Raw genomic sequence first — 19062 nt, 5'->3', positions numbered from 1 at the left:
AGATGCCGTGGCCCGTAAGGCGGGTTAGCGCGGAACGCGCGTAACCCGCCGCCGGCGCTACGGCGCAGCGTCCCCGCCCTCGGCCAGCGTAAACAGCGCAGCGCTGCCTGGCTGCACGCGCACCGCCTCCCACTCCACACCCAGTCCCAGATGCCCCAGGTTGCCGCGCCACGTAATGGCAGGCGCCGTCTTGCCGTCGCCCTGGTTATCGATCAGCAGCACCTTGCCTTTGAACTTCTCGGCCAGCGTACGCACCTGCTTGCGCACCTGCGTGAAGCCGTCCTGCTTTTCCGAGAAACCGCTCAGCAGTGAAAAACCTTGCTCCGCGTGCGCGCCCAGGTCGCCGTCCGAAAACAGCACGATGCCTTCCACGCCGCGCCGCTGCGCCAGCGTGAACAGGCGGTGCAGCCAGGCGCGGTTGGCCACCAGCCTGTCCTCGAACTCGCTGTTGCGGCCCGCCTCCAGCAGGAAGTGGTTGTTCTTGGCGGGCAGGTTCAGCGTGGCGAACAACACCGGGCCATATTCCCAGTATGCGTTCTCCGCGTAGCTGCGGAACTTGGCCGTGGCCGACAGCCGCGTCAGCGTCAGCGGCTGCGCGCCCAGCGACTGGTTACCGGGATAAAAGACCTCGCGGATACGGTTCAGGCGCTCGATGGCGTTGGAGCGTCCGGCCGAGTTGCGGCACGCGGTCCAGTCGCTGCCTGCCGGCGACACGATGATGGGGCGCGGCGATTCGTCCAGCACTTCCTTGCGCTGCGCATACAGCTTGTCGCTGCAAGGTTCGCCGGCCGACTTGATGCCGGTGGCGACGATGAACACCGGCTTTTCCTGGTTCACCTCGGCGATGGCGCGCTTGAGCAGCGCTTCGTCGGCGTCCGCCCTGAAAGTGTGGCCGATGGCGCCGAACTGGAAAGCGCGCGGATTCTTCGCCGCCGCGCCGTTATTGCCCGACGCCTTGCCTTCCACCTTGCCCGCAGCCGTGGTCCGTCCCGCCGCCGCGGCGGCGAAAGCCGGCGCGGCGGCCAGGCAGGCCGTCAGCAACAGGGCGGCGCGGCGCATCATGCCAGCGCAGGCTCCGCAAGGCGCTTCAGCTGGTACAGGCGCTCCAGCGCTTCGCGCGGCGTGAGCGCGTCCGGATCGAGGCCGTCCAGCGCGTCGAGCAGCGCGCGCATGGCGGGCGAGTCGGCGGCCTGGGCGCCCTCGGCGCCTGGCGCGTTGTGCGCGGCCTGCGGCTGCGGTGCCTCGTCGTCGTTTGCGTCGGCCGTTGGCGCGGCGAACAGGTCCAGCTGCGGCGTGGCGTCCAGCGCCTGCGCTTCCAGGCGCGCCAGGTGCTTGCGCGCGGCCTTGATCACCGGCTGCGGCACGCCCGCCAGCTGCGCCACCTGCAAGCCGTAGCTCTGCGAGGCCGGGCCGTTCTGCACCGCGTGCAGGAACACGATGGTGTCCTTGTGCTCCACCGCCGACAGGTGCACGTTGGCGGCGGTTGGATGGCTCTCCGGCAGCTGCGTCAGTTCGAAGTAGTGGGTGGCGAACAGCGTGAAGCTGCGGCTGGTGTCGATCAGGTGGCGCGCGATGGCCCAGGCCAGCGCCAGGCCGTCGAAGGTGGAGGTGCCGCGGCCGATTTCATCCATCAGCACCAGCGAATTGTCGGTGGCGCCGTTCAGGATGGCCGCCGCTTCCGTCATCTCCACCATGAAGGTGGAACGGCCGCCGGCCAGGTCGTCGGTGGCGCCGATGCGGGTAAACGCGGGTCGATCGGGCCGATCACGGCGCTGGTGGCGGGCACGTAGCTGCCCACGTAGGCCAGCAGCGTGATCAGCGCCACCTGGCGCATGAAGGTCGATTTACCGCCCATGTTCGGGCCGGTGATCAGCAGCAGGCGGCGGTCGTTGACGAAGCGGCAGTCGTTGGCGATGAAGCGCTCGATCTGGCCTTCCACCACCGGGTGGCGGCCTTCAACGATATTGATGCACGGCTCGGCCACCAGCTGCGGCGCGCACCAGTTGTGGCGCAGCGCGTGGCTGGTGAGGGCGGTCAGCGTGTCGATCTGGGCCAGCGCCTGCGCGATGGTCTGCAAGGTGCCGATGAACGGCGCCAGGTCGGCCAGCAGCTGGTCGTACAGGATCTTCTCGCGCGCCAGCGCGCGGTCCTGCGCCGACAGCGCCTTGTCTTCAAACGCCTTCAGCTCCGGCGTGATGTAGCGCTCGCAGTTCTTCAGCGTCTGGCGGCGGCGGTAGTCGTCCGGCACCTTGTCGGCCTGGCCGTTGGTCACTTCGATGTAGAAGCCGTGCACCTTGTTGTACTCGACGCGCAGGTTGGCGATGCCTGTGCGCGCGCGTTCGCGCGTTTCCAGGTCCACCAGGTACTGGCCGGCGTTCTCGGACAGGCCGCGCAGTTCGTCCAGGTCCGCGTCGAAGCCGCGCGCGATCACGCCGCCGTCGCGCACCATGGTGGCCGGTTCTTCCATCACGGCGCGGGTCAGCAGGTCCAGGCAATCGGACGGCGTGGCCAGCGCGTTGTGGATGGACGCCAGCAGCGTGCCGCTGTCCTGGCCGACGCTGCGCTCCATCGCGTGGCGCAGCATGGGCAGCTGCTTCAGGCCGTCGCGCAGGCTGGCCAGGTCGCGCGGGCGCGCCGACAGCAGCGCGATGCGGGTGGTGATGCGTTCAATGTCCGGCACTTGTGCCAGCGTTTGCGACAGGATGCCGGTGGTGTCGCTCTGCGCCAGCGCCGCGATGGCCTGGTGGCGCGAGCGCGCCACGCCCTGGTCGCGCCTGGCGTGGTGCAGCCAGTAGCGCAGCAGGCGCGAACCCATGGCGGTGCGGCAGTGGTCCAGCAGCGAGAACAGGGTAGGCGATTCCTGGCCGCGGATGGTCTCGGTCAGCTCCAGGTTGCGGCGCGTGGCCGCGTCCAGACCGATGAATTCGGATTCGGTTTCGGTCGACAGGCTGCGCACGTGCTGCAGGCCGCGGCCCTGGGTCGATTGCGCGTAGCGCAGCAGCGCGCCGGCCGCGCCGAAGGCCGCGCCCAGGTTGTCCGCGCCGAAGCCGGTCAGCGTGGCCACGCTCAGCTGGTCCAGCAGCGCCTTGTGGCCGCTCACCACGTCGAAGTGCCATTCCGGCACGCGGTTCACGTGGCAGGTGAAGGCATCGTCGAACAGTTCGGCGTCGTCGCCGCGCAGCACTTCGGCCGGCGAGATGCGCTCCAGTTCCTGCTGCATGCGGATGGCCACGGTGCGGCTGTCGCCCGAGAACTCCATCAGCTTGAGCGCGCCGCTGGCCAGCGACAGCCAGGCCAGGCCAGCCGTGACCACCTTGCGCTGGCTGATCATGCACAGCGCCAGCAGCGGACGCTCGGCCTTCTCCGGCAGCAGGTCCGAATCGGTCAAGGTGCCCGGCGTCACAACACGCATCACCTTGCGCTCGACCGGCCCCTTGCTGGTGGCCGGATCGCCGATCTGTTCGCAGATCGCGCACGACTCGCCAATCTTCACCAGCTTGGCCAGGTAGCCCTCCAGCGAATGGAAAGGCACGCCGGCCATCTTGATCGGCACGCCGTTCGACGAGCCGCGCGCCGTCAGCGTAATGCCCAGCACGCGCGCAGCCTTTTCCGCGTCCTCGTGGAACAGCTCGTAGAAGTCGCCCATACGGTAGAACACCAGCATCGACGGGTACTCCGCCTTGATGCGTAGATATTGCTGCATCATTGGGGTCACTTTTTCAGCAGGGCTGTTCTTGACGGCGGCGGCGTTGATTTCGCTAGGGATGGTGGTCATTGTTTCTTGGTTCGATGTGGCTGCGCGCGACGGGGCGCAATGGGGCAGTAAGGCCGACATTTTACCGCTTTCGCAACAATGTGCAGAGATTCGTGTGGCTTCAGCGGAGAAATGTCCTCCAGCAGTGTGCGCGAGATCGCCCGCAGGCCGGCCTGCCACCGTCGCGTGGGGAGTTAAAGAAAGACAGCGAGGTGCAGGTGCCGGACGACCACTAATCAGGTTTAGGGTAGAAGTCGTCATCCAGCAATTGCTCGACGCTGAAGGGCGGTTGCTGTGGAAATGCGGACGCCGGCAGTCCGGTCTGGCGGATGGCCTGGCGTAGCGCGTGCTGATAGCAGCCAGCCAAATTGCGCTGAACCGCGCTGCGCAGGCTTGGGCTGTCCTCGATGATCAGTTTGATCTGCCTGCGCTGCTCATCCACTGTGTTTTCCCAACTGTGCGTTTTGTGATCCGGCTGGAATTGGCATTTGAGGAGGTGGGCAATCAGCACTTCCAATCTCCGGTTCAGCTCGCGGCGGTCTCGATTGGCCATGGATAGAAGCTCGTCGATGAGGTTTTCGCGGTCCAGCAGCTCGAGGCGACCGGTACGCAGGAACGCGGCTTGCGACTCCAGCCAGAGGATGAAGTCGTCTTCATAGCCGGGAATGGCGTCGTCTTCGATGTCCAGCATGGTGCACCTCCTGTGCGTCACGGTAGCGAAGTCCCGCTGAACGTCCAGCGTACGCCTTTGCACGCGTGGAGGGCGTGCGTTAGGTCAAACTTTTTCGGGGCGGCTCAGCGGGCAGCGTCCTATCCAGCGCCGCCATGTGCGTGCGGCAGTAGGTCTTGTTGACCATGAGCCAGGGGGCGCGGGTGCGCAAGGTGGCGGCCCCGTCGTCGATCTGCATGGCGGCTCGCGCAGCTCGACCGCTTGCCCATGATAACTGTACCTGTCCGGTTCGCATACGACTGTACCGCTCCGGACCGGATCGGCGCGCTTACCATGGATACATGTTTGAGCCCCGTGGAGCCGCTGCAATGATCGTCCGTCCCCCTGTCAACTGGCTGCGTTTGCTGTTCGTGTGGCACGGCTCGGTGCTGCCGGCCATCCTGCCGCAATTGCTGCTGATGTTGTTTGTCAGCACAGTGGCGCTGGAAACGGACGGCCGCATCGCGGGCGCCAAGCTGCCGCTGGACACGGCGGCGTTTCCGCTGCTGGGCGTGAGCCTGGCCATCTTCCTGGCCTTCCGCAACAACGCCAGCTACCAGCGTTTTACCGAGGCGCGCCTGTGCTGGGGACAGCTGCTGATCGCCGCGCGGGCGCTGACGTCGCAGGCGATCAGCTGCTTTCCCGCGTCGCAGGCGTTCAACCACGCGCTGTTCCAGCGCCGCCTGATTGCCGCCATCTACGCGCTCAAGCACCAGCTGCGCGGCACCGACCCCATGCCCGAGCTGGCCCGCTTGCTCGATGAGCAGGAACTGGCGCTGCTGCGCGGCCGCACGTTCCTGCCGATCGCGCTGCTGGACGCGGTGCGCCAGATGCTGGTGCAAGCCGCGCTGCGGCCGCCGGCCAGCGGCGAAATGCTGATGGTACTGGACCGCCAGGTCAATGCGCTGGGTGCCGCGGTGGGCGCCTGCGAGCGCATCAGCTCCACGCCCATCCCGTATGGCTACGGCGTGCTGCTGCACCGCACGGTGTATCTGTACTGCTTCCTGCTGCCGTTCGGCCTGGTGGACGCGATAGGCGCGGCCACGCCGCTGATCACGGTGTTCGTGGCGTACACCTTCTTCGCGCTGGAGGCGATTGCCGAACAGGTGGCCGAGCCGTTCGGCACGGCGCCCAACTGCCTCGCATTGAATGCGCTCACGCGCCAGATCGAACGGTCTTTGTGCGAGCAAAGCGGCCGGCCCATGCCTGCGGCGCTGCAACCGGATGCGGGCTATCGCATCGACTGAATCAGGAGGATCACCATGCTTGAGAAAGAACCTGTCAAAGAAGCTGTTGCGCTGCATTGCGCGGTGCTCACCGTCAGCAACACGCGCGGCGCGGACGACGATACGGCGGGCGATCTGCTGTGCGGCGCGCTGCGCGAGGCGGGCCACCGGCTGGCGCGGCGCGCCATCGTGGCCGATGACGTCTACCAGCTGCGCAAGGCCTTCAGCGACGCCATCGCCGACCCGGAAGTGCAGGTGGTGATCAGCGCCGGCGGCACCGGCTTCGCGCGCCACAACTGCGTGCCCGAGGCGGTGCCGGTGCTGTTCGACCAGCACATCCCCGGCTTCGGCGAGCTGTTCCGGCAGCTGTCGTTTGCCGACGTGGGCAGCGCGGCGATCCAGTCGCGCTGCCTGGCCGGCATTGCCAATGGCACGCTGATCTTCTGCCTGCCCGGTTCGGAGCGCGCCTGCCGGCTGGCGTGGGACGCCATCCTGCGGCCGCAGCTCGACAGCCGCGTCAAGCCGTGCAACTTCGCGCCGCACCTGTGATGGCGGCGCACAGCGGTTATGAGACGCGCCCGGTGCGGCGCCGGCGCGCTGGCAGCGGCGGCCCCGGCACGGACAGCGTGGCGCAGGAGGCGCCGGTGGCGCTGGTGATCAACGGCATCTCGCACGCAGTCATGATGGCCACGCCCACGGACCTGGAACAATTCGCGGCCGGCTTCGTGCTGACCGAGGGCGTGGTCGGCTCGCGTTCCGACATTTACGACATCGAGGTGCGCGAGCATGGCGCGGGCTACGAAGTGGACTTGGTGGTGGCCCAGCAGTGCTTTATGCAGATGAAGGACAAGCGGCGCGCCATGGCCGGTCGCAGCGGCTGCGGCGTATGCGGCATCGAGAGCCTGTCCATGCTGGACCTGGCGCCGGAGCCGGTGGAGGCGCCGTGGCTGGGGCGTGACGTTGCGCCGGCCGTGGCAGCGGCCGCGCGCGAACTGGGCCGGCACCAGGAACTGATGCGCGCCACCGGCGGCGTGCACGCGGCCGCCTGGTGCGCGCCGGACGGGACCATCCAGCGTGTGTACGAGGACGTGGGGCGGCACAATGCGCTCGATAAACTGATCGGCGCGCTGGCCTTGCAGGGGCAGGATATGCGTGACGGTTTCGTTTTCATGTCCAGCCGCGCGAGCTACGAGCTGGCGCGCAAGGCGGCACGCATGGGCATCCCGATGCTGGCGACCATCTCGGCGCCCAGCTCGCTGGCCATCGACATCGCCACCCGGGCCGGCCTCAAGCTGGTGAGCTTCTGCCGCCAGGACGGCTGCGTGGAATACACGCTGTTGAGCGTGGACTAGGAGCCTAGCCACCCGCAGCTGCGCAACGACGAGGCGCATAAAAATAATTTGCACGCTAATGAATTGTGCGCTATAGTTCGATCCATGGCAGCACCGGACACGGGCAAACAGCCATAACAAACATAGTGCACTAACTATTAACGAACTACTTAATTTGGAGATTCACCATGCAAACCACGATCAAATCCGCTCTGCTGGCTTCCGCTGTCCTGTCCGCTTTCGCCGTTGCCGCAGCGCCGGCCCGTGCCGCCCAGCCGGCGCAAGCTGCCGACGACACCACCGTCGTGCTGGTGCACGGCGCCTTCGCCGACGGTTCCAGCTGGGATAAAGTGATCCCGCTGCTGCAGGCCAAGGGCGTGAAAGTGGTGTCGGTGCAGAATCCGCTGTCCTCGCTGGCGGACGACGTGGCAGCCGCGCAGCGCGTGATCGACGCGCAAACCGGCAAGGTGGTGCTGGTGGGACATTCGTGGGGCGGCGCCGTGATCACCCAGGCCGGCACCAGCGACAAGGTGAAGGCGCTGGTGTACGTGGCCGCGTTCGCGCTGTCCGAAGGCGAATCGCTGGCCTCCAGCGGCAAGGGCTACCCAACCCCGGCAGGCGTGCCGACCCTGCAGGAAGGTCCGGCCGGTTACCTGAGCTTGCCGGTGGCATCGTACGCCACCAACTTCGCGCAGGATCTGCCGGCGTCCACCACCAAGGTGCTGGCCGCTACCCAGGGCCTGTTCCCTGCCAAGAACTTCGCCGAGCCAGTGACCGTCGCCGCCTGGAAAAACAAGGCCAACTACTTCATCGTGGCCGGCAAGGACCGCATGATTGATCCTGGCCTGCAGCGCGACTTCGCCAAGAAGATCAACGCTGTCACCACCACCGTGCAAACCAGCCACGTGCCGATGGTGTCGCAGCCGAAGCAGGTTGCCGAGGTGATCCTGGCCGCCGTCAAGCGCTGAGCACCGGAACGGAATGACCCTGGCCCGCTATTCGTAGCGGGCCATGATGCGTTGCCAGGACGGATCGTCGCGCAGCTTGCGGATGACGGGCGCCAGCTGCTGGTACACCGCCGCTTTCCCGTGCGGCACCAGGAAGCGGCGTTCGGTTTGCCTGGAGGGCAGGGCGGTCAGCTGGAAGGCGTCGCCTACCGCGTGCACCTTCATGTAGTAGCGCGCCACGGACTCGGCCACCGCGACGCAGTCGACGCGGCCCAGCCGCAGCTTCTCCAGGTTCACTTCCTCGCCGATGGCGTCGTTGCGGACCAGTCCTTGCTGCTGTATCCAGCCGTCCAGCTCGGGATAGACGTAGCCGAGCACCAGGCCGAGCGAGCGGCCGCTCATGGAGCCGGGCACAGCGGGTGTCAGGCCGGACGCGGTACGCGTCACGGCCACAAAGCGGTCCAGCGCGAACGGCACGGTCCACAGGTATTTTTGCTGGGCAGCGTCGTCGAACCAGTGCGGCATCATGCCGATGACGATGCCGTCCAGGCGGTTCTCCTCCACCATCATTTGCAGCCGCTTGCGCGGCAGGTAGTTCAGCTTGAACCTCAGTTCCGGCAGGTTTTTCCGGTTCAGGTAGGCCACCAGGTCGGCATACACGCCGCCGTCGTCGCCCACCACCAGCGGGGCGAAATTGGCGCTGGTGTAGACCGTGACGGTTTCGGCGCGGGCGTATCCGAACAACATGCCGGCGCCAAGCAATGTCAGGATGAGCAGAATCTTTCTCATGAGATCAGGATATAGCATGCACGCAATTGTGCAAAGCGCGCGCTGGGCCGGCACGCCTGTATAATTTTATGCATGGAAAAACTGAGAGATTACGCCCAGATCGTTGCCGAAGCGCGGCGCGGCCAGCTGGTGTTTCCCACCAGCGTGAACGCGGCACTGCAGCTGCAGCAGGCGCTGGCCGATCCCGATTGCCACGTGGAGGACGCGATCCGCAAGGTGCTGGCCGAGCCGGTGCTGGCGGCGCGCGCGGTGGCGCTGGCCAATTCGGCGGTGTTCAGCCGCCTGGGCGGACCGGTGGTCACCAGTGCGCGCGGCGCCGTGGTGCGGGTGGGCTACCGTAATCTGTATTCGCTGGCGGCGGCCATGGTGGTGCGCCAGTTCGGCGCGCGCATCCGCCATCCGCAGCTGCGCTACCAGGCGGACCAGCTGTGGCAGCACTGCGCGCACGTGGCCTCGCTGTCACACTTGCTGGCGCGGCATCTGACGCGGGTTGATCCGGACACGGCGTTGTTTGCCGGCATCATGCACGAGGTCGGCGGTTTTTATTTGCTGTCGCGCGCGGACGACATGCCGGGCTTGCTGGAAGATCCGGACGCCCGCATTGGCGCGCTGCACGAGATCGTCACGCGCGAGTTGCTCTCCAAGCTGCTGGTGCCGGAGCCGGTGGCCGCGGCGATCGGCTCGCTGCGCGGCGGCGCCATCTCGGTTCCCCCCGGCGGCCTGCGCGACACCTTGCTGCTGGCCAAGCGCCTGGCGCCCCTGCGCTCCCCGCTGCCCTTGGCCGACGACACGGTGCTGGCCCGCACGGCGGCAGTGGACGCTTACCTTGCGGGCAACACGCTGATCGACGAGATCCTGCTTGAGTCGGCCGAAGAAGCCCGCTCCATGAGCGCCGCGCTGCTGGTCTAAGCCCAAGCCTCGCCGTTCAGGATTCGTTCTATCGGATACGGACAGTCTACCGGGAACGTCGGGCGCATGCGCCGCGCGGGGCGGACTCAGGCGGGGAGGGTGGCTTCGAGCAGGCGCACCAGGGACTGGATGCCTTCGGAATCGACCTCGTCGAAGCGGTTCGGCAGCGGACTGTCGAGGTCGAACACGCCGGAGATGGCGCCGTGCGCGAACACCGGCACCACCAGCTCGGAGCGCGAGTTCACGTCGCAGGCGATGTGGCCGGGGAAGGCGTGCACGTCCGCCACGACGATGGCGGCGCCTTTTTCCACGGTGGTGCCGCACACGCCGCGGCCCTTCTTGATGCGGATGCAGGCCGGCTTGCCCTGGAACGGCCCCAGCACCAGCTCATCGCCCTTGAGGAAATAGAAGCCGGCCCAGTTCAGTCCCGGCATGGTATTGAAGACCAGCGAGCTGAAGTTGGCGGTGTTGGCGATCACGTCGGTTTCGCCGGCCAGCAGGCCTTGCAGCTGGGAGCGCAGGTCGGCGTACATGGCGCGCTTCGCGTCCGGGGTGTCGGTGCCGTAAGCGGCGTCGCTGAGGGTAAAAGTCATAAGAGAACGCAAAATGGATGGCTGAGGGACGTTATCTTACGCCCCAGCGCCCATGTTTGCCCAACCATGCGCGGCTGACCGGGAAAAATTGGTAGTATGGAATAAATCTTACCAACTGAAGAATGCCGTCGTGACTGCCGCTATCAACATCCTCGTCGTGGACGACATCCAGCAAAACCTGGCCGCGGTCGAGGCCCTGCTGGCCCGGCCCGGCATATGCCTGCTGAAGGCGGCCTCCGGCGCGGAAGCGCTGGAACTGCTGCTGGTGCACGAGGTGGCGCTGGCGCTGATCGACGTGCAGATGCCCAATATGGACGGCTTCGAGCTGGCCGAGCTGATACGCGGCAGCGAGCGCACCCGCAGCATCCCGCTGATTTTCCTCACCGCCGCCACGCGCGAGCCGAGCTACAGCTTCCGCGGCTACGAGGCCGGCGCGGTCGATTTCATGTTCAAGCCTATCGACGGCCAGGCCTTGGTCAGCAAGGTCAAGGTGTTTGTCGAGCTGTACCAGCAAAAGCAGCAGCTGTCGGCCCAGCTGGAGGAGCTGCAGCGCGCGCTGCGCCTGAACGAGATGTTTACCGCCGTGCTGGGGCACGACTTGCGCACCCCGCTGTCGGTCGTGATGAATGGCGCCATGCTGCTGCCGATGATGACGGACCACCCGAAAGTGGCGGTCACGGCGCAGCGCATCCAGAGCAGCGCGCGGCGCATGGCGCAGATGGTGGACCAGCTGCTGGACCTGGCCCGCATCCGCTCCGGCGACATGCCCTTGCGCCTGGCCGCCGCCGACTACAGCGAGCTGTGCCGCGCGATCGCCGAGGAATTCCACGCCGGCGAGCAGGCGCAGCGCATCGATATCGCCAGCAGCGGCGACACCGCCGGCCAGTGCGATACCGGCATGGTGTCGCAAATCCTGTCGAACCTGCTGGGCAACGCGCTGCTGCACGGCGAGTCCGGCCAGCGCGTGCAGGTGGCGGTGGACGGCAGCGCCGCCGCCCACGTCGTGGTGCGCGTGGCCAATCGGGGCCTGATCGCGGCGCCGCAGCTGGGCTGCCTGTTCGAGCCTTACCAGCAGGGCTGCGACAGCCGGAAAAGCGGCCAGGGCCTCGGCCTGGGCCTGTACACGGCGCGCATGTTTGCGCGCGCCCACGGCGGCGACATCGCAGTACAGTCCGGCGTCGAGCAAGGCACCGTATTCACGCTGACCATGCCGCGTTCGCCACAGCCATCGCCCCCCACGCAGGAGCCGCAGTCCGCATGAATTCCCACAGCCATCCGCTCTCCGGCCAGCCGCCGCACAGCTACCAGCCGCACGGCGGCGGCGCCACCGGCCAGCTGGTGCGCGACTTCGACTGGAGCACCACCGCACTCGGCCCGATGGAGGGCTGGACGCCGGCGCTGCGCACCACGGTCGACATTCTGCTCAACAGCCCGGTTGCCATGGTGCTGATGTGGGGTGCGCAGCACGTGATGATCTACAACGACGCCTACAGCGTGATCGCCGGCGCGCGCCATCCGGCCATCCTGGGCGCCACCGTGCCGGCCTCCTGGCCCGAGCTGTGGGACTGGAACCGCGAGATCCTGGCGGACGGCTTCCGCGGCGAAGTGCGCAGCGTACGCGAAGCGCCGCTGACCGTGCTGCGCAACGGCGCGCCCGAGCAAGTGTGGTTCGACCTGTATTACACCCCGGTGCGCGACAGCTGCGGCGAGGTGGGCGGCGTGCTGTGCACCGTCAACGACGCGACCGCCCAGGTGCAGCAGCGCCTGCAGCTCGAGCGCGACAAGGCCGCCAGCGCCGCCACCGAGGAACGCCTGCGCATGGCGCAGGAAGCGGGCGGAATCGGCAGCTTCGAGTGGTTTCCGGCCAGCGGCGAGCTGATCGTCTCGGCCACCTTCCGCCGCCTGTGGGGGCTGGCCGAGAACCAGCCGGTGACGGCCGAATACCTGGTCGGCCTGGTCGACGAACGCGACCGCGTGGCGCTTGGCCCGGAGCGCATGGCGCAGCTCAATCCGCTGTCCTACGCCGAATACCGCGTGCGACGCCCGGATACGGGCGAGCTGCGCTGGCTGGCGCGCCAGGGCGAGGTGGTGGAAGGCGGCACGGCCGAGCAGCGCCGCTACGTCGGCGTGACCTTCGACGTGACCTTGCGCAAGCAGATGGAGCAGGCCCTGCGCGCCAGCCAGGACCGGCTGGCGGCCATCTTCGGCCAGGCGTCGGTGGGCCTGTCGGAACTGGACCTGAGCGGGCGCTTCCGCCGCGTGAACGGCGCGCTGTGCCACATGCTGGGCCGCAGCGAGGAGGACATCCTCGGCCTGCACATGGACGACATCATCCACCCGCAGGACATGGCCGAGAACCGCGCCCGCGTGGCGCGCCTGCTGGCCGACGGCGTGCCGTTCACGCTGGAAAAGCGCTACCTGAAGCCGGACGGCGACTGGGTCTGGATCTCCAGCAGCATGAGCCGCCTGGACGACGAGGCCGGCCAGCCGCTGGCGCTGATCGCCGTCAAGACCGACATTACCGAGCGGCGCCGCATCGAAGTGGCGCTGCGCGACTTGAACGACACGCTGGAGCAGCGCGTGGGCCGCGAGATCGCCGAGCGCGACAAGGCCGAGGAAGCGCTGCGCCAGTCGCAGAAGATGGAAGCGGTGGGCCAGCTGACCGGCGGCGTGGCGCACGATTTCAACAATGTGCTGCAGATCATCTACGGCAATCTGCACTTGCTGCAGCAGGACGTGCCGGAGGAAGGCCAGGCCCGCAAGCGCCTGGCGATGGCGATCGCCGCGGTCGAGCGCGGCGCCAAGCTGTCCTCGCAACTGCTGGCGTTCGCGCGGCGCCAGCCGCTGCAGCCGGTGGTGTCCAACCTGGGCCGCCTGGTCGGCAATATGGACGAGCTGCTGCGCCGCACCCTGGGCGAGACGGTGGAAGTGGCCACCGTCATCGGCAGCGGCCTGTGGAACACGCTGGTGGACCCGGGCCAGATCGAGAATGTGGTGCTGAACCTGGCCATCAACGCGCGCGACGCCATGCCCGGCGGCGGCAAGCTCACCCTTGAGGTGGGCAACGCGGTGCTGGACGAGTATTACGTGAACAACCTGCTGGACGTGCCGTCCGGCCAGTACGTGATGCTGTCGGTCACCGACACCGGCACCGGCATGCAGCCCGAAGTGCTGCGGCGCGCCTTCGAACCCTTCTTCACCACCAAGCCGGAAGGCGAGGGCACCGGCCTGGGCCTGTCGATGGCGTACGGCTTCGTCAAGCAAAGCCGTGGCCACATCAAGATCTACAGCGAGCCCGGCGAGGGCACCAGCGTCAAGATCTACCTGCCGCGTTCGCTCACCGACGAGACCCAGGAACTGCCCGGCCTGAGCGGCCCGGCGGTGGGCGGCGATGAAACCGTGCTGGTGGTGGAGGACGACCCCGGCGTGCGCGTCGTGGTGGTGGACATGCTGGTCGGCCTGGGCTACCGGGTGCTGCAGGCCGAGAACGGCGAGCAGGCGCTGGCCGTGCTCGAACGCGAGGCGGTCGACCTGCTGTTTACCGACGTGGTGATGCCGGGCGCGCTGCGCAGCCCGGACCTGGCGCTGGCCGCGCGCGGCATCCAGCCGGACATCGCCGTGCTGTTTACGTCGGGCTATCCGCAGAACGCCATCGTGCACGGCGGCCGCCTGGACGCCGGCCTGGAACTGCTGAGCAAGCCCTACCGGCGCGACGAGCTGGCGCGCAAGCTGCGCCACCTGTTCAACAACCGCAGCCAGGAAAAGCTGGCGCGCCAGCGCAAGCTGGAGGCGGCCAGCGACCTGCTGCCGCCGCCGCCGGCCATCGCGCGCAACAGCTCGCTGCGCATCCTGGTGGTGGAAGACAACCTGGATTCGCAGCAGATGGTGTGCGAGCTGATCGGCATGCTGGGCCACACGGTCAGCGGCGTGTGCGACGGCGAGCGCGCCTGGGAGCTGCTGCAGGCGCAGGACTTCGACATCCTGTTCACCGACATCAGCCTGCCCGGCATGTCCGGCATCGACCTGGCACGGCGCATGCTGGCCGAAGGGCGGCCGACCCGCATCATCTTCTCCACCGGCTACGGCAAGGAATCGCTGGAACAGCTGGAGTTCCAGGCCAGCGTGCTGCGCAAGCCGTATGACTTGATGGAGCTCAAGGCCGCGCTCGACAACTCTTAAGGCCGCTCCGCCTTACTCCTACGGATAAGGTAGGCGTCGTCCTATGGCGTCCGCGCCGCGCCCCGCTTACAGTGCTGGTAACCACTGAGAGGCGAAAACACATGGTAACCAGCAACAAGAGCGCCGCCCAGAAGCGGCGCGCGCTGCAACAGGCGGCGGCACGCAGCCGCCTGATCGGCGGCCTGCTGCGCCGCGTGTTCGGCGTGGAGCAGCTGCGCCCCGGCCAGCGCAAAGTGATCGACAGCGTGCTGGAAGGGCATAACACGCTTGCCATCATGCCTACCGGCAGCGGCAAGTCGCTGTGCTACCAGATTCCCGCCTCCATCCTGCCCGGCACGACGGTGGTGGTGTCGCCGCTGATCTCGCTGATGCAGGACCAGCTGGAAAAGCTGGAGGAGATCGGCATCCGCGCCGCGCAGGTCAATAGCAGCCTGCCGCGCGCCGAGGAACTGGAAGCGCTCGAGAGCATCCGCGCGCGCAGCAGCGACATCGTGTTCTGCACGCCGGAGCGGCTCGCCGTGCCGGAGTTCCTGGCCCTGCTGCAGGACACGCAGATCGATCTGGTCGTCATTGACGAGGCGCACTGCATTTCGCAGTGGGGCCACGATTTCCGCCCCGCCTACCTGGGCATAGGCGCCGCCGTGGCGGCGCTGGGGCGGCCGCCGGTACTGGCGCTGACCGCTACCGCCACCGCCGACGTGGTGGCCGACATCGGCCAGCAGCTCGGCGTGGCGGACCTGAACGTCATCAACACCGGCATCTACCGTCCCAACCTGCATTACCGCGTGGAGCAGAGCACCAATCCGGATGAAAAGCAGCAGCAGGCGCTGCAGCTGGTGCAGCGCACGCCCGGCGTGGGCATCGTCTACGCCGCCACCGTGAAGGCGGCCGAGGAAATGCATGCGCTGCTGGAGCGGGCCGGCGAGAGCGTCGCGCTGTACCACGGCAAGCTGGCGGCGCAGCAGCGGCGCGACAACCAGGAACTGTTCATGAGCGGCGAGCGGCGCGTGATGGTGGCCACCAACGCCTTCGGCATGGGCATCGACAAGCCCGACGTGCGCTTCGTCATCCATCTGCAGGTGCCGGCCAACCTGGAGGCCTACTACCAGGAGTCCGGCCGCGCCGGCCGCGACGGCGAGGACGCCGACTGCACGCTGCTGTACAACCAGCAGGACAAGCGGCTGCAGCAGTTCTTCCTGGTCAAGCACTATCCGGAAGCGAACGAACTCAAGGCCGTGTATGACGCGGCCTGCGCCTTGGGCGCCGACGGGCCGTTCAGCTTCGACAAGCTGAAGAGCACGCTGGACGGCGTGGCGGCCGGCAAGCTGCAGGTCTGCCTGAAGCTGCTCAAGGACGGCAAGCTGATGAAGCAGAACCGGCGCATGGCCTGGCAGACGGCGGCGGCGCCGGCGGCCGGCCAGTTCGACCGCCTGGCGCAGCTGTATGCGGACAAGCAGGAGCGCGACCGCGAAGCACTCGAGCAGATGGTGGGCTACGCGCAAAGCGGATACTGCCGCTGGAAGCTGCTGCTCGACTATTTCGACGACGCGGCGCCCGGCTTCGAGCGCTGCTGCCAATGCGACAATTGCCTGGCGCCGCCGCAGGTGGAGCTGGAGCCCGGCGAAGCGTTCGCGCCCGCGCCGGTGCCGGCGCCGGCGCATGACACGCCGCCGCCGGCCCACATCGCCGTGGGCAGCCGCGTCAAGGTGCCCAAGTTCGACATCGGCACCGTGCTGTCCGTGGCGGGCGACCGCGTCACCATCGAATTTCCTGAGAACACCACCAAGACATTCATGGCCGAGTTTGTCGAACCGGCATAGCCAGCCTGGGCCGCCTATGTGCGGAAGCGGACAGAAACGCCGTCAAAAGCTTCGCTACAATGACGCCATTCCGTCACAGGAGCGTAGCGATGTCCGATATGGTGATAGTCCGCAAGGAAGGCCTGTACTGCGTGCCCGGCGAGTTTTACATCGACCCGTGGCGCCCGGTGGCGCGCGCCGTCATTACGCACGCGCACTCTGACCACGCGCGCTACGGCCATGGCCACTACCTGGCCGCCGCACCCGGTGTGAACATCCTCAAATCACGCTTGGGCGACATCAATATCCAGGGCCTGGAATACGGCACCCAGGTGGTGCACAACGGCGTGCATATTTCGCTGCACCCGGCCGGCCACGTGCTCGGCTCGGCGCAGGTGCGCATGGAGCACCGGGGCGAAGTGTGGGTGGCCTCCGGCGACTACAAGGTGGAGGCGGACGCCACTTGCGCGCCGTTCGAGCCGGTACGCTGCGACACCTTCATCACCGAGTCCACTTTCGGTTTGCCGATCTACCGCTGGCAGCCGCAGGCGGAAGTCTATGCCGACATCAACGCCTGGTGGGCGCGCAATGCGGAGCAGGGCAGGGCCAGCATCCTGCTGGGCTATTCCTTCGGCAAGGCGCAACGCATGCTGAGCGGGCTTGACCCTTCCATCGGCGCCATCATCTGCCATGGCGCGGTGGAGCCGCTGAACCGGGTCTACCGCGAAGCCGGCGTGGCGCTGCCGGACACGCGCATGGTGACGGACGTGGCCAAGGCCGATATCCGCCGCGCCATCGTGCTGGCGCCGCCGTCGGCGGCAGGCTCGCCATGGATCAAGCGTTTCGGTGACTACAGCGATGCCTTCGCCAGCGGCTGGATGCTGCTGCGCGGCGCGCGCCGGCGGCGCGGCGTGGATCGCGGTTTCGTGCTGTCGGATCACGCGGACTGGCCGGGACTGATGTCAGCCATCAAGGCCACCGGCGCGCAGCGCGTCATCGTCACGCACGGCTCGATCCCGGTGATGGTGCGCTGGCTGTGCCAGAACGGTCTCGACGCCAGCGGCTTCGATACCGAGTACGGCGACGACGAAGCCGAAGACACGCTGCCGCCGGAGCCCACGGAGGCAGCGGAGGCAGCGAAGGCAGCGGAGGTGCCGCATGCGTGAATTCGCCCGCTTGTACGCCGAACTGGACGAAACCACCGCCACCAGCCGCAAGCTGGAAGCGCTGCAGTCCTACTTCGCCAGTGCGGCGCCGGAGAACGCGGCGTGGGCGGTCTATTTTCTCGCCGGCGGCAAGCCGCGCCAGGCGGTGCCGGTGAAGCTGCTGCGCCAGTACGCCACCGAGTTTGCGGGGCTGGACGAATGGCTGTTCGACGAGTGCTACCACGCCGTGGGCGACCTGGCCGAGACCATCGCCCACATCCTGCCGGCGCCGAACCGGCGCAGCGACGTGGGCCTGGCGGAATGGGTGGAGCAACGCATCGCGCCCTTGCGCGGCGCCGCGCCAGAGACCATACGCGCGGCCCTGTTCAGCTACTGGGATGAACTGGAAACGCGCGAGCGCTTCCTGCTCGCCAAGCTGATCGGCGGCGGCTTCCGCGTCGGCGTCTCGCGCCTGCTGGTGACGCGGGCGCTGAGCGCCATCGCTGCCGTGGACAGCAAGCTGATAGCGCAGCGGCTGATGGGCTGGACCGATGGCCGCGTCAGTCCTACGGCGCAGGGCTTCCTGCAGTTGATCAGCGCGCAGTCGGCGGACGAGCATGCGCAGCGCGGCGGCCAGCCCTATCCCTTTTTCCTCGCGCACCAGCTGCAGGCCGCGCCCGAGTCGCTCGGCGCGCTGGAGGACTGGCAGGTGGAGTGGAAGTACGACGGCATGCGCGCGCAACTGGTGAGCCGGGAAGGCAGGAACTGGCTGTGGTCGCGCGGCGAGGACCTGATCACGGACCGGTTCCCGGAGCTGGCGGCGCTGCGCCTGCCCGAGGGCACGGTCATCGACGGCGAAATCCTGGTGTGGCGCGGCGGCGAGGCGGCGGCCGCCCCGGCGCCGTTCGCGGAACTGCAAAAACGCATCACGCGCAAGTCCGTGTCGGCCAAGATGCAGGGCGAACTGCCGGCGGTGCTGGTGGCGTACGACCTGCTGGAGCTGGACGGCGCGGACCTGCGCGGCATGCCGCAGCGCGAGCGCCGCGCGCTGCTGGAGCGGATGGTGGCCCAGCTGTCGCTGCCGCAGCTGCGCCTGTCGCCGCTGGTGCGCGCGGCGAGCTGGCAGGAACTGGCGGAGATACGCGGCGAATCGCGGGCGCGCGGCGTGGAGGGGCTGATGCTCAAGGCGGCGTCCGCGCAGTATGGCGTGGGGCGCACCAAGGACATGGGCACCTGGTGGAAGTGGAAGATCGATCCCTACTCGGTGGACGCGGTGCTGATCTACGCGCAGGCTGGCCACGGCCGGCGCGCCTCGCTGTACACCGACTACACCTTCGCCGTGTGGGACGGCGAGGGCGGCGCCGAGGGCGAGCGGCAGCTGGTGCCGTTTGCGAAAGCGTATTCGGGCCTCACGGATGCCGAGATCGCGCAGGTGGACAATGCGATCCGCCGCACCACGATAGAGAAGTTCGGGCCGGTGCGCAGTGTCAAGCCCAGCATGGTGTTCGAGATTGGCTTCGAAGGCATCGCGCTGTCGCCGCGCCACAAGTCCGGCATTGCCGTGCGCTTCCCGCGCATCCTGCGCCGGCGCGACGACAAGACCATCGACGACGCCGACACGCTGGAAACGCTCAAGGGCCTGCTCGGCGGCGGCCCCGCATGAACGCCCCGCGACCGCGGC

Annotated in this window: 15 protein-coding genes and 1 pseudogene; 10 read left to right on the top strand and 6 right to left on the bottom strand. The window is 67.6% G+C overall.

Features of this window, described 5'->3' with window-relative positions; translation table 11 throughout:
* Window positions 1-57 precede the first annotated feature (57 nt).
* The 4 genes and pseudogenes from ACFJI2_RS19430 to ACFJI2_RS19415 all read right to left on the bottom strand — a co-directional run bounded on the left by ACFJI2_RS19430 (window position 58) and on the right by ACFJI2_RS19415 (window position 4662).
* Complete coding sequence (locus ACFJI2_RS19430) at window positions 58-1062, bottom strand: hypothetical protein (RefSeq protein WP_377701481.1); 1005 nt, start codon at window positions 1060-1062, stop codon at window positions 58-60.
* Window positions 1059-3775: pseudogene (gene mutS / locus ACFJI2_RS19425) on the bottom strand (DNA mismatch repair protein MutS). The gene ACFJI2_RS19430 and the pseudogene mutS overlap by 4 nt, the downstream one beginning before the upstream one ends.
* Before the next feature lie 211 nt (window positions 3776-3986).
* A complete protein-coding gene (locus ACFJI2_RS19420; protein ID WP_377701480.1) occupies window positions 3987-4445 on the bottom strand; it encodes a DUF29 domain-containing protein in 459 nt (152 codons plus the stop codon).
* Between the two features lie 79 nt (window positions 4446-4524).
* The gene (locus ACFJI2_RS19415; protein WP_377701479.1) at window positions 4525-4662 is read right to left on the bottom strand and encodes a hypothetical protein; all 138 of its coding nucleotides are present in this window, start codon (window positions 4660-4662) and stop codon (window positions 4525-4527) included.
* A 130-nt stretch (window positions 4663-4792) separates the two neighbouring features.
* Between ACFJI2_RS19415 and ACFJI2_RS19410 the strand changes: the two genes are divergently transcribed.
* The 4 genes from ACFJI2_RS19410 (at window position 4793) to ACFJI2_RS19395 (ending at window position 7988) form a co-directional block, all read left to right on the top strand.
* The gene (locus ACFJI2_RS19410; RefSeq protein ID WP_132138314.1) at window positions 4793-5710 is read left to right on the top strand and encodes a bestrophin family protein; all 918 of its coding nucleotides are present in this window, start codon (window positions 4793-4795) and stop codon (window positions 5708-5710) included.
* 15 nt (window positions 5711-5725) lie between these two features.
* Window positions 5726-6238: a molybdenum cofactor biosynthesis protein B gene (gene moaB, locus ACFJI2_RS19405; RefSeq protein ID WP_377701478.1), complete on the top strand. Its 513-nt coding sequence runs from the start codon at window positions 5726-5728 to the stop codon at window positions 6236-6238.
* The gene (gene fdhD, locus ACFJI2_RS19400; RefSeq protein WP_377705874.1) at window positions 6238-7041 is read left to right on the top strand and encodes a formate dehydrogenase accessory sulfurtransferase FdhD; all 804 of its coding nucleotides are present in this window, start codon (window positions 6238-6240) and stop codon (window positions 7039-7041) included. Before moaB ends, fdhD begins: the two co-directional genes overlap by 1 nt.
* Before the next feature lie 167 nt (window positions 7042-7208).
* The gene (locus tag ACFJI2_RS19395) at window positions 7209-7988 is read left to right on the top strand and encodes an alpha/beta fold hydrolase (protein ID WP_377701477.1); all 780 of its coding nucleotides are present in this window, start codon (window positions 7209-7211) and stop codon (window positions 7986-7988) included.
* A 27-nt stretch (window positions 7989-8015) separates the two neighbouring features.
* On the opposite strand, the gene ACFJI2_RS19390 is transcribed toward ACFJI2_RS19395, so the two are convergent.
* The gene (locus tag ACFJI2_RS19390) at window positions 8016-8714 is read right to left on the bottom strand and encodes a substrate-binding periplasmic protein (RefSeq protein WP_377701476.1); all 699 of its coding nucleotides are present in this window, start codon (window positions 8712-8714) and stop codon (window positions 8016-8018) included.
* 114 nt (window positions 8715-8828) lie between these two features.
* On the opposite strand from ACFJI2_RS19390, the gene ACFJI2_RS19385 reads away from it, so the two are divergent.
* Window positions 8829-9665 carry an HDOD domain-containing protein gene (locus ACFJI2_RS19385; RefSeq protein WP_377701475.1) on the top strand — a complete coding sequence of 279 codons (837 nt, stop codon included), beginning with the start codon at window positions 8829-8831 and terminating at the stop codon, window positions 9663-9665.
* An 86-nt stretch (window positions 9666-9751) separates the two neighbouring features.
* On the opposite strand, the gene ACFJI2_RS19380 is transcribed toward ACFJI2_RS19385, so the two are convergent.
* The gene (locus ACFJI2_RS19380) at window positions 9752-10258 is read right to left on the bottom strand and encodes a GAF domain-containing protein (protein WP_377701474.1); all 507 of its coding nucleotides are present in this window, start codon (window positions 10256-10258) and stop codon (window positions 9752-9754) included.
* A gap of 130 nt (window positions 10259-10388) precedes the next feature.
* On the opposite strand from ACFJI2_RS19380, the gene ACFJI2_RS19375 reads away from it, so the two are divergent.
* The 5 genes from ACFJI2_RS19375 to ACFJI2_RS19355 all read left to right on the top strand — a co-directional run bounded on the left by ACFJI2_RS19375 (window position 10389) and on the right by ACFJI2_RS19355 (window position 19044).
* Complete coding sequence (locus tag ACFJI2_RS19375) at window positions 10389-11519, top strand: response regulator (RefSeq protein ID WP_377701473.1); 1131 nt, start codon at window positions 10389-10391, stop codon at window positions 11517-11519.
* Window positions 11516-14437, top strand: a complete 2922-nt coding sequence (locus ACFJI2_RS19370; protein ID WP_377701472.1) for a PAS domain S-box protein — start codon at window positions 11516-11518, stop codon at window positions 14435-14437. Before ACFJI2_RS19375 ends, ACFJI2_RS19370 begins: the two co-directional genes overlap by 4 nt.
* A gap of 101 nt (window positions 14438-14538) precedes the next feature.
* Window positions 14539-16257, top strand: a complete 1719-nt coding sequence (locus ACFJI2_RS19365) for a RecQ family ATP-dependent DNA helicase (RefSeq protein WP_377701470.1) — start codon at window positions 14539-14541, stop codon at window positions 16255-16257.
* Between the two features lie 89 nt (window positions 16258-16346).
* Entirely contained in the window at window positions 16347-17402 is a 1056-nt protein-coding gene (locus ACFJI2_RS19360; RefSeq protein WP_377701468.1) for a ligase-associated DNA damage response exonuclease, read from the top strand.
* Window positions 17395-19044 carry an ATP-dependent DNA ligase gene (locus ACFJI2_RS19355; RefSeq protein WP_377701467.1) on the top strand — a complete coding sequence of 550 codons (1650 nt, stop codon included), beginning with the start codon at window positions 17395-17397 and terminating at the stop codon, window positions 19042-19044. The genes ACFJI2_RS19360 and ACFJI2_RS19355 overlap by 8 nt, the downstream gene beginning before the upstream one ends.
* The last annotated feature ends 18 nt before the right edge of the window (window positions 19045-19062 follow it).

This window comes from Pseudoduganella sp. UC29_71, assembly GCF_042693265.1.
GTDB lineage: Bacteria > Pseudomonadota > Gammaproteobacteria > Burkholderiales > Burkholderiaceae_D > Rugamonas.
Note: the sequence above shows the minus strand (reverse complement) of the source record. Positions and strands in the feature narration are given on the sequence as shown.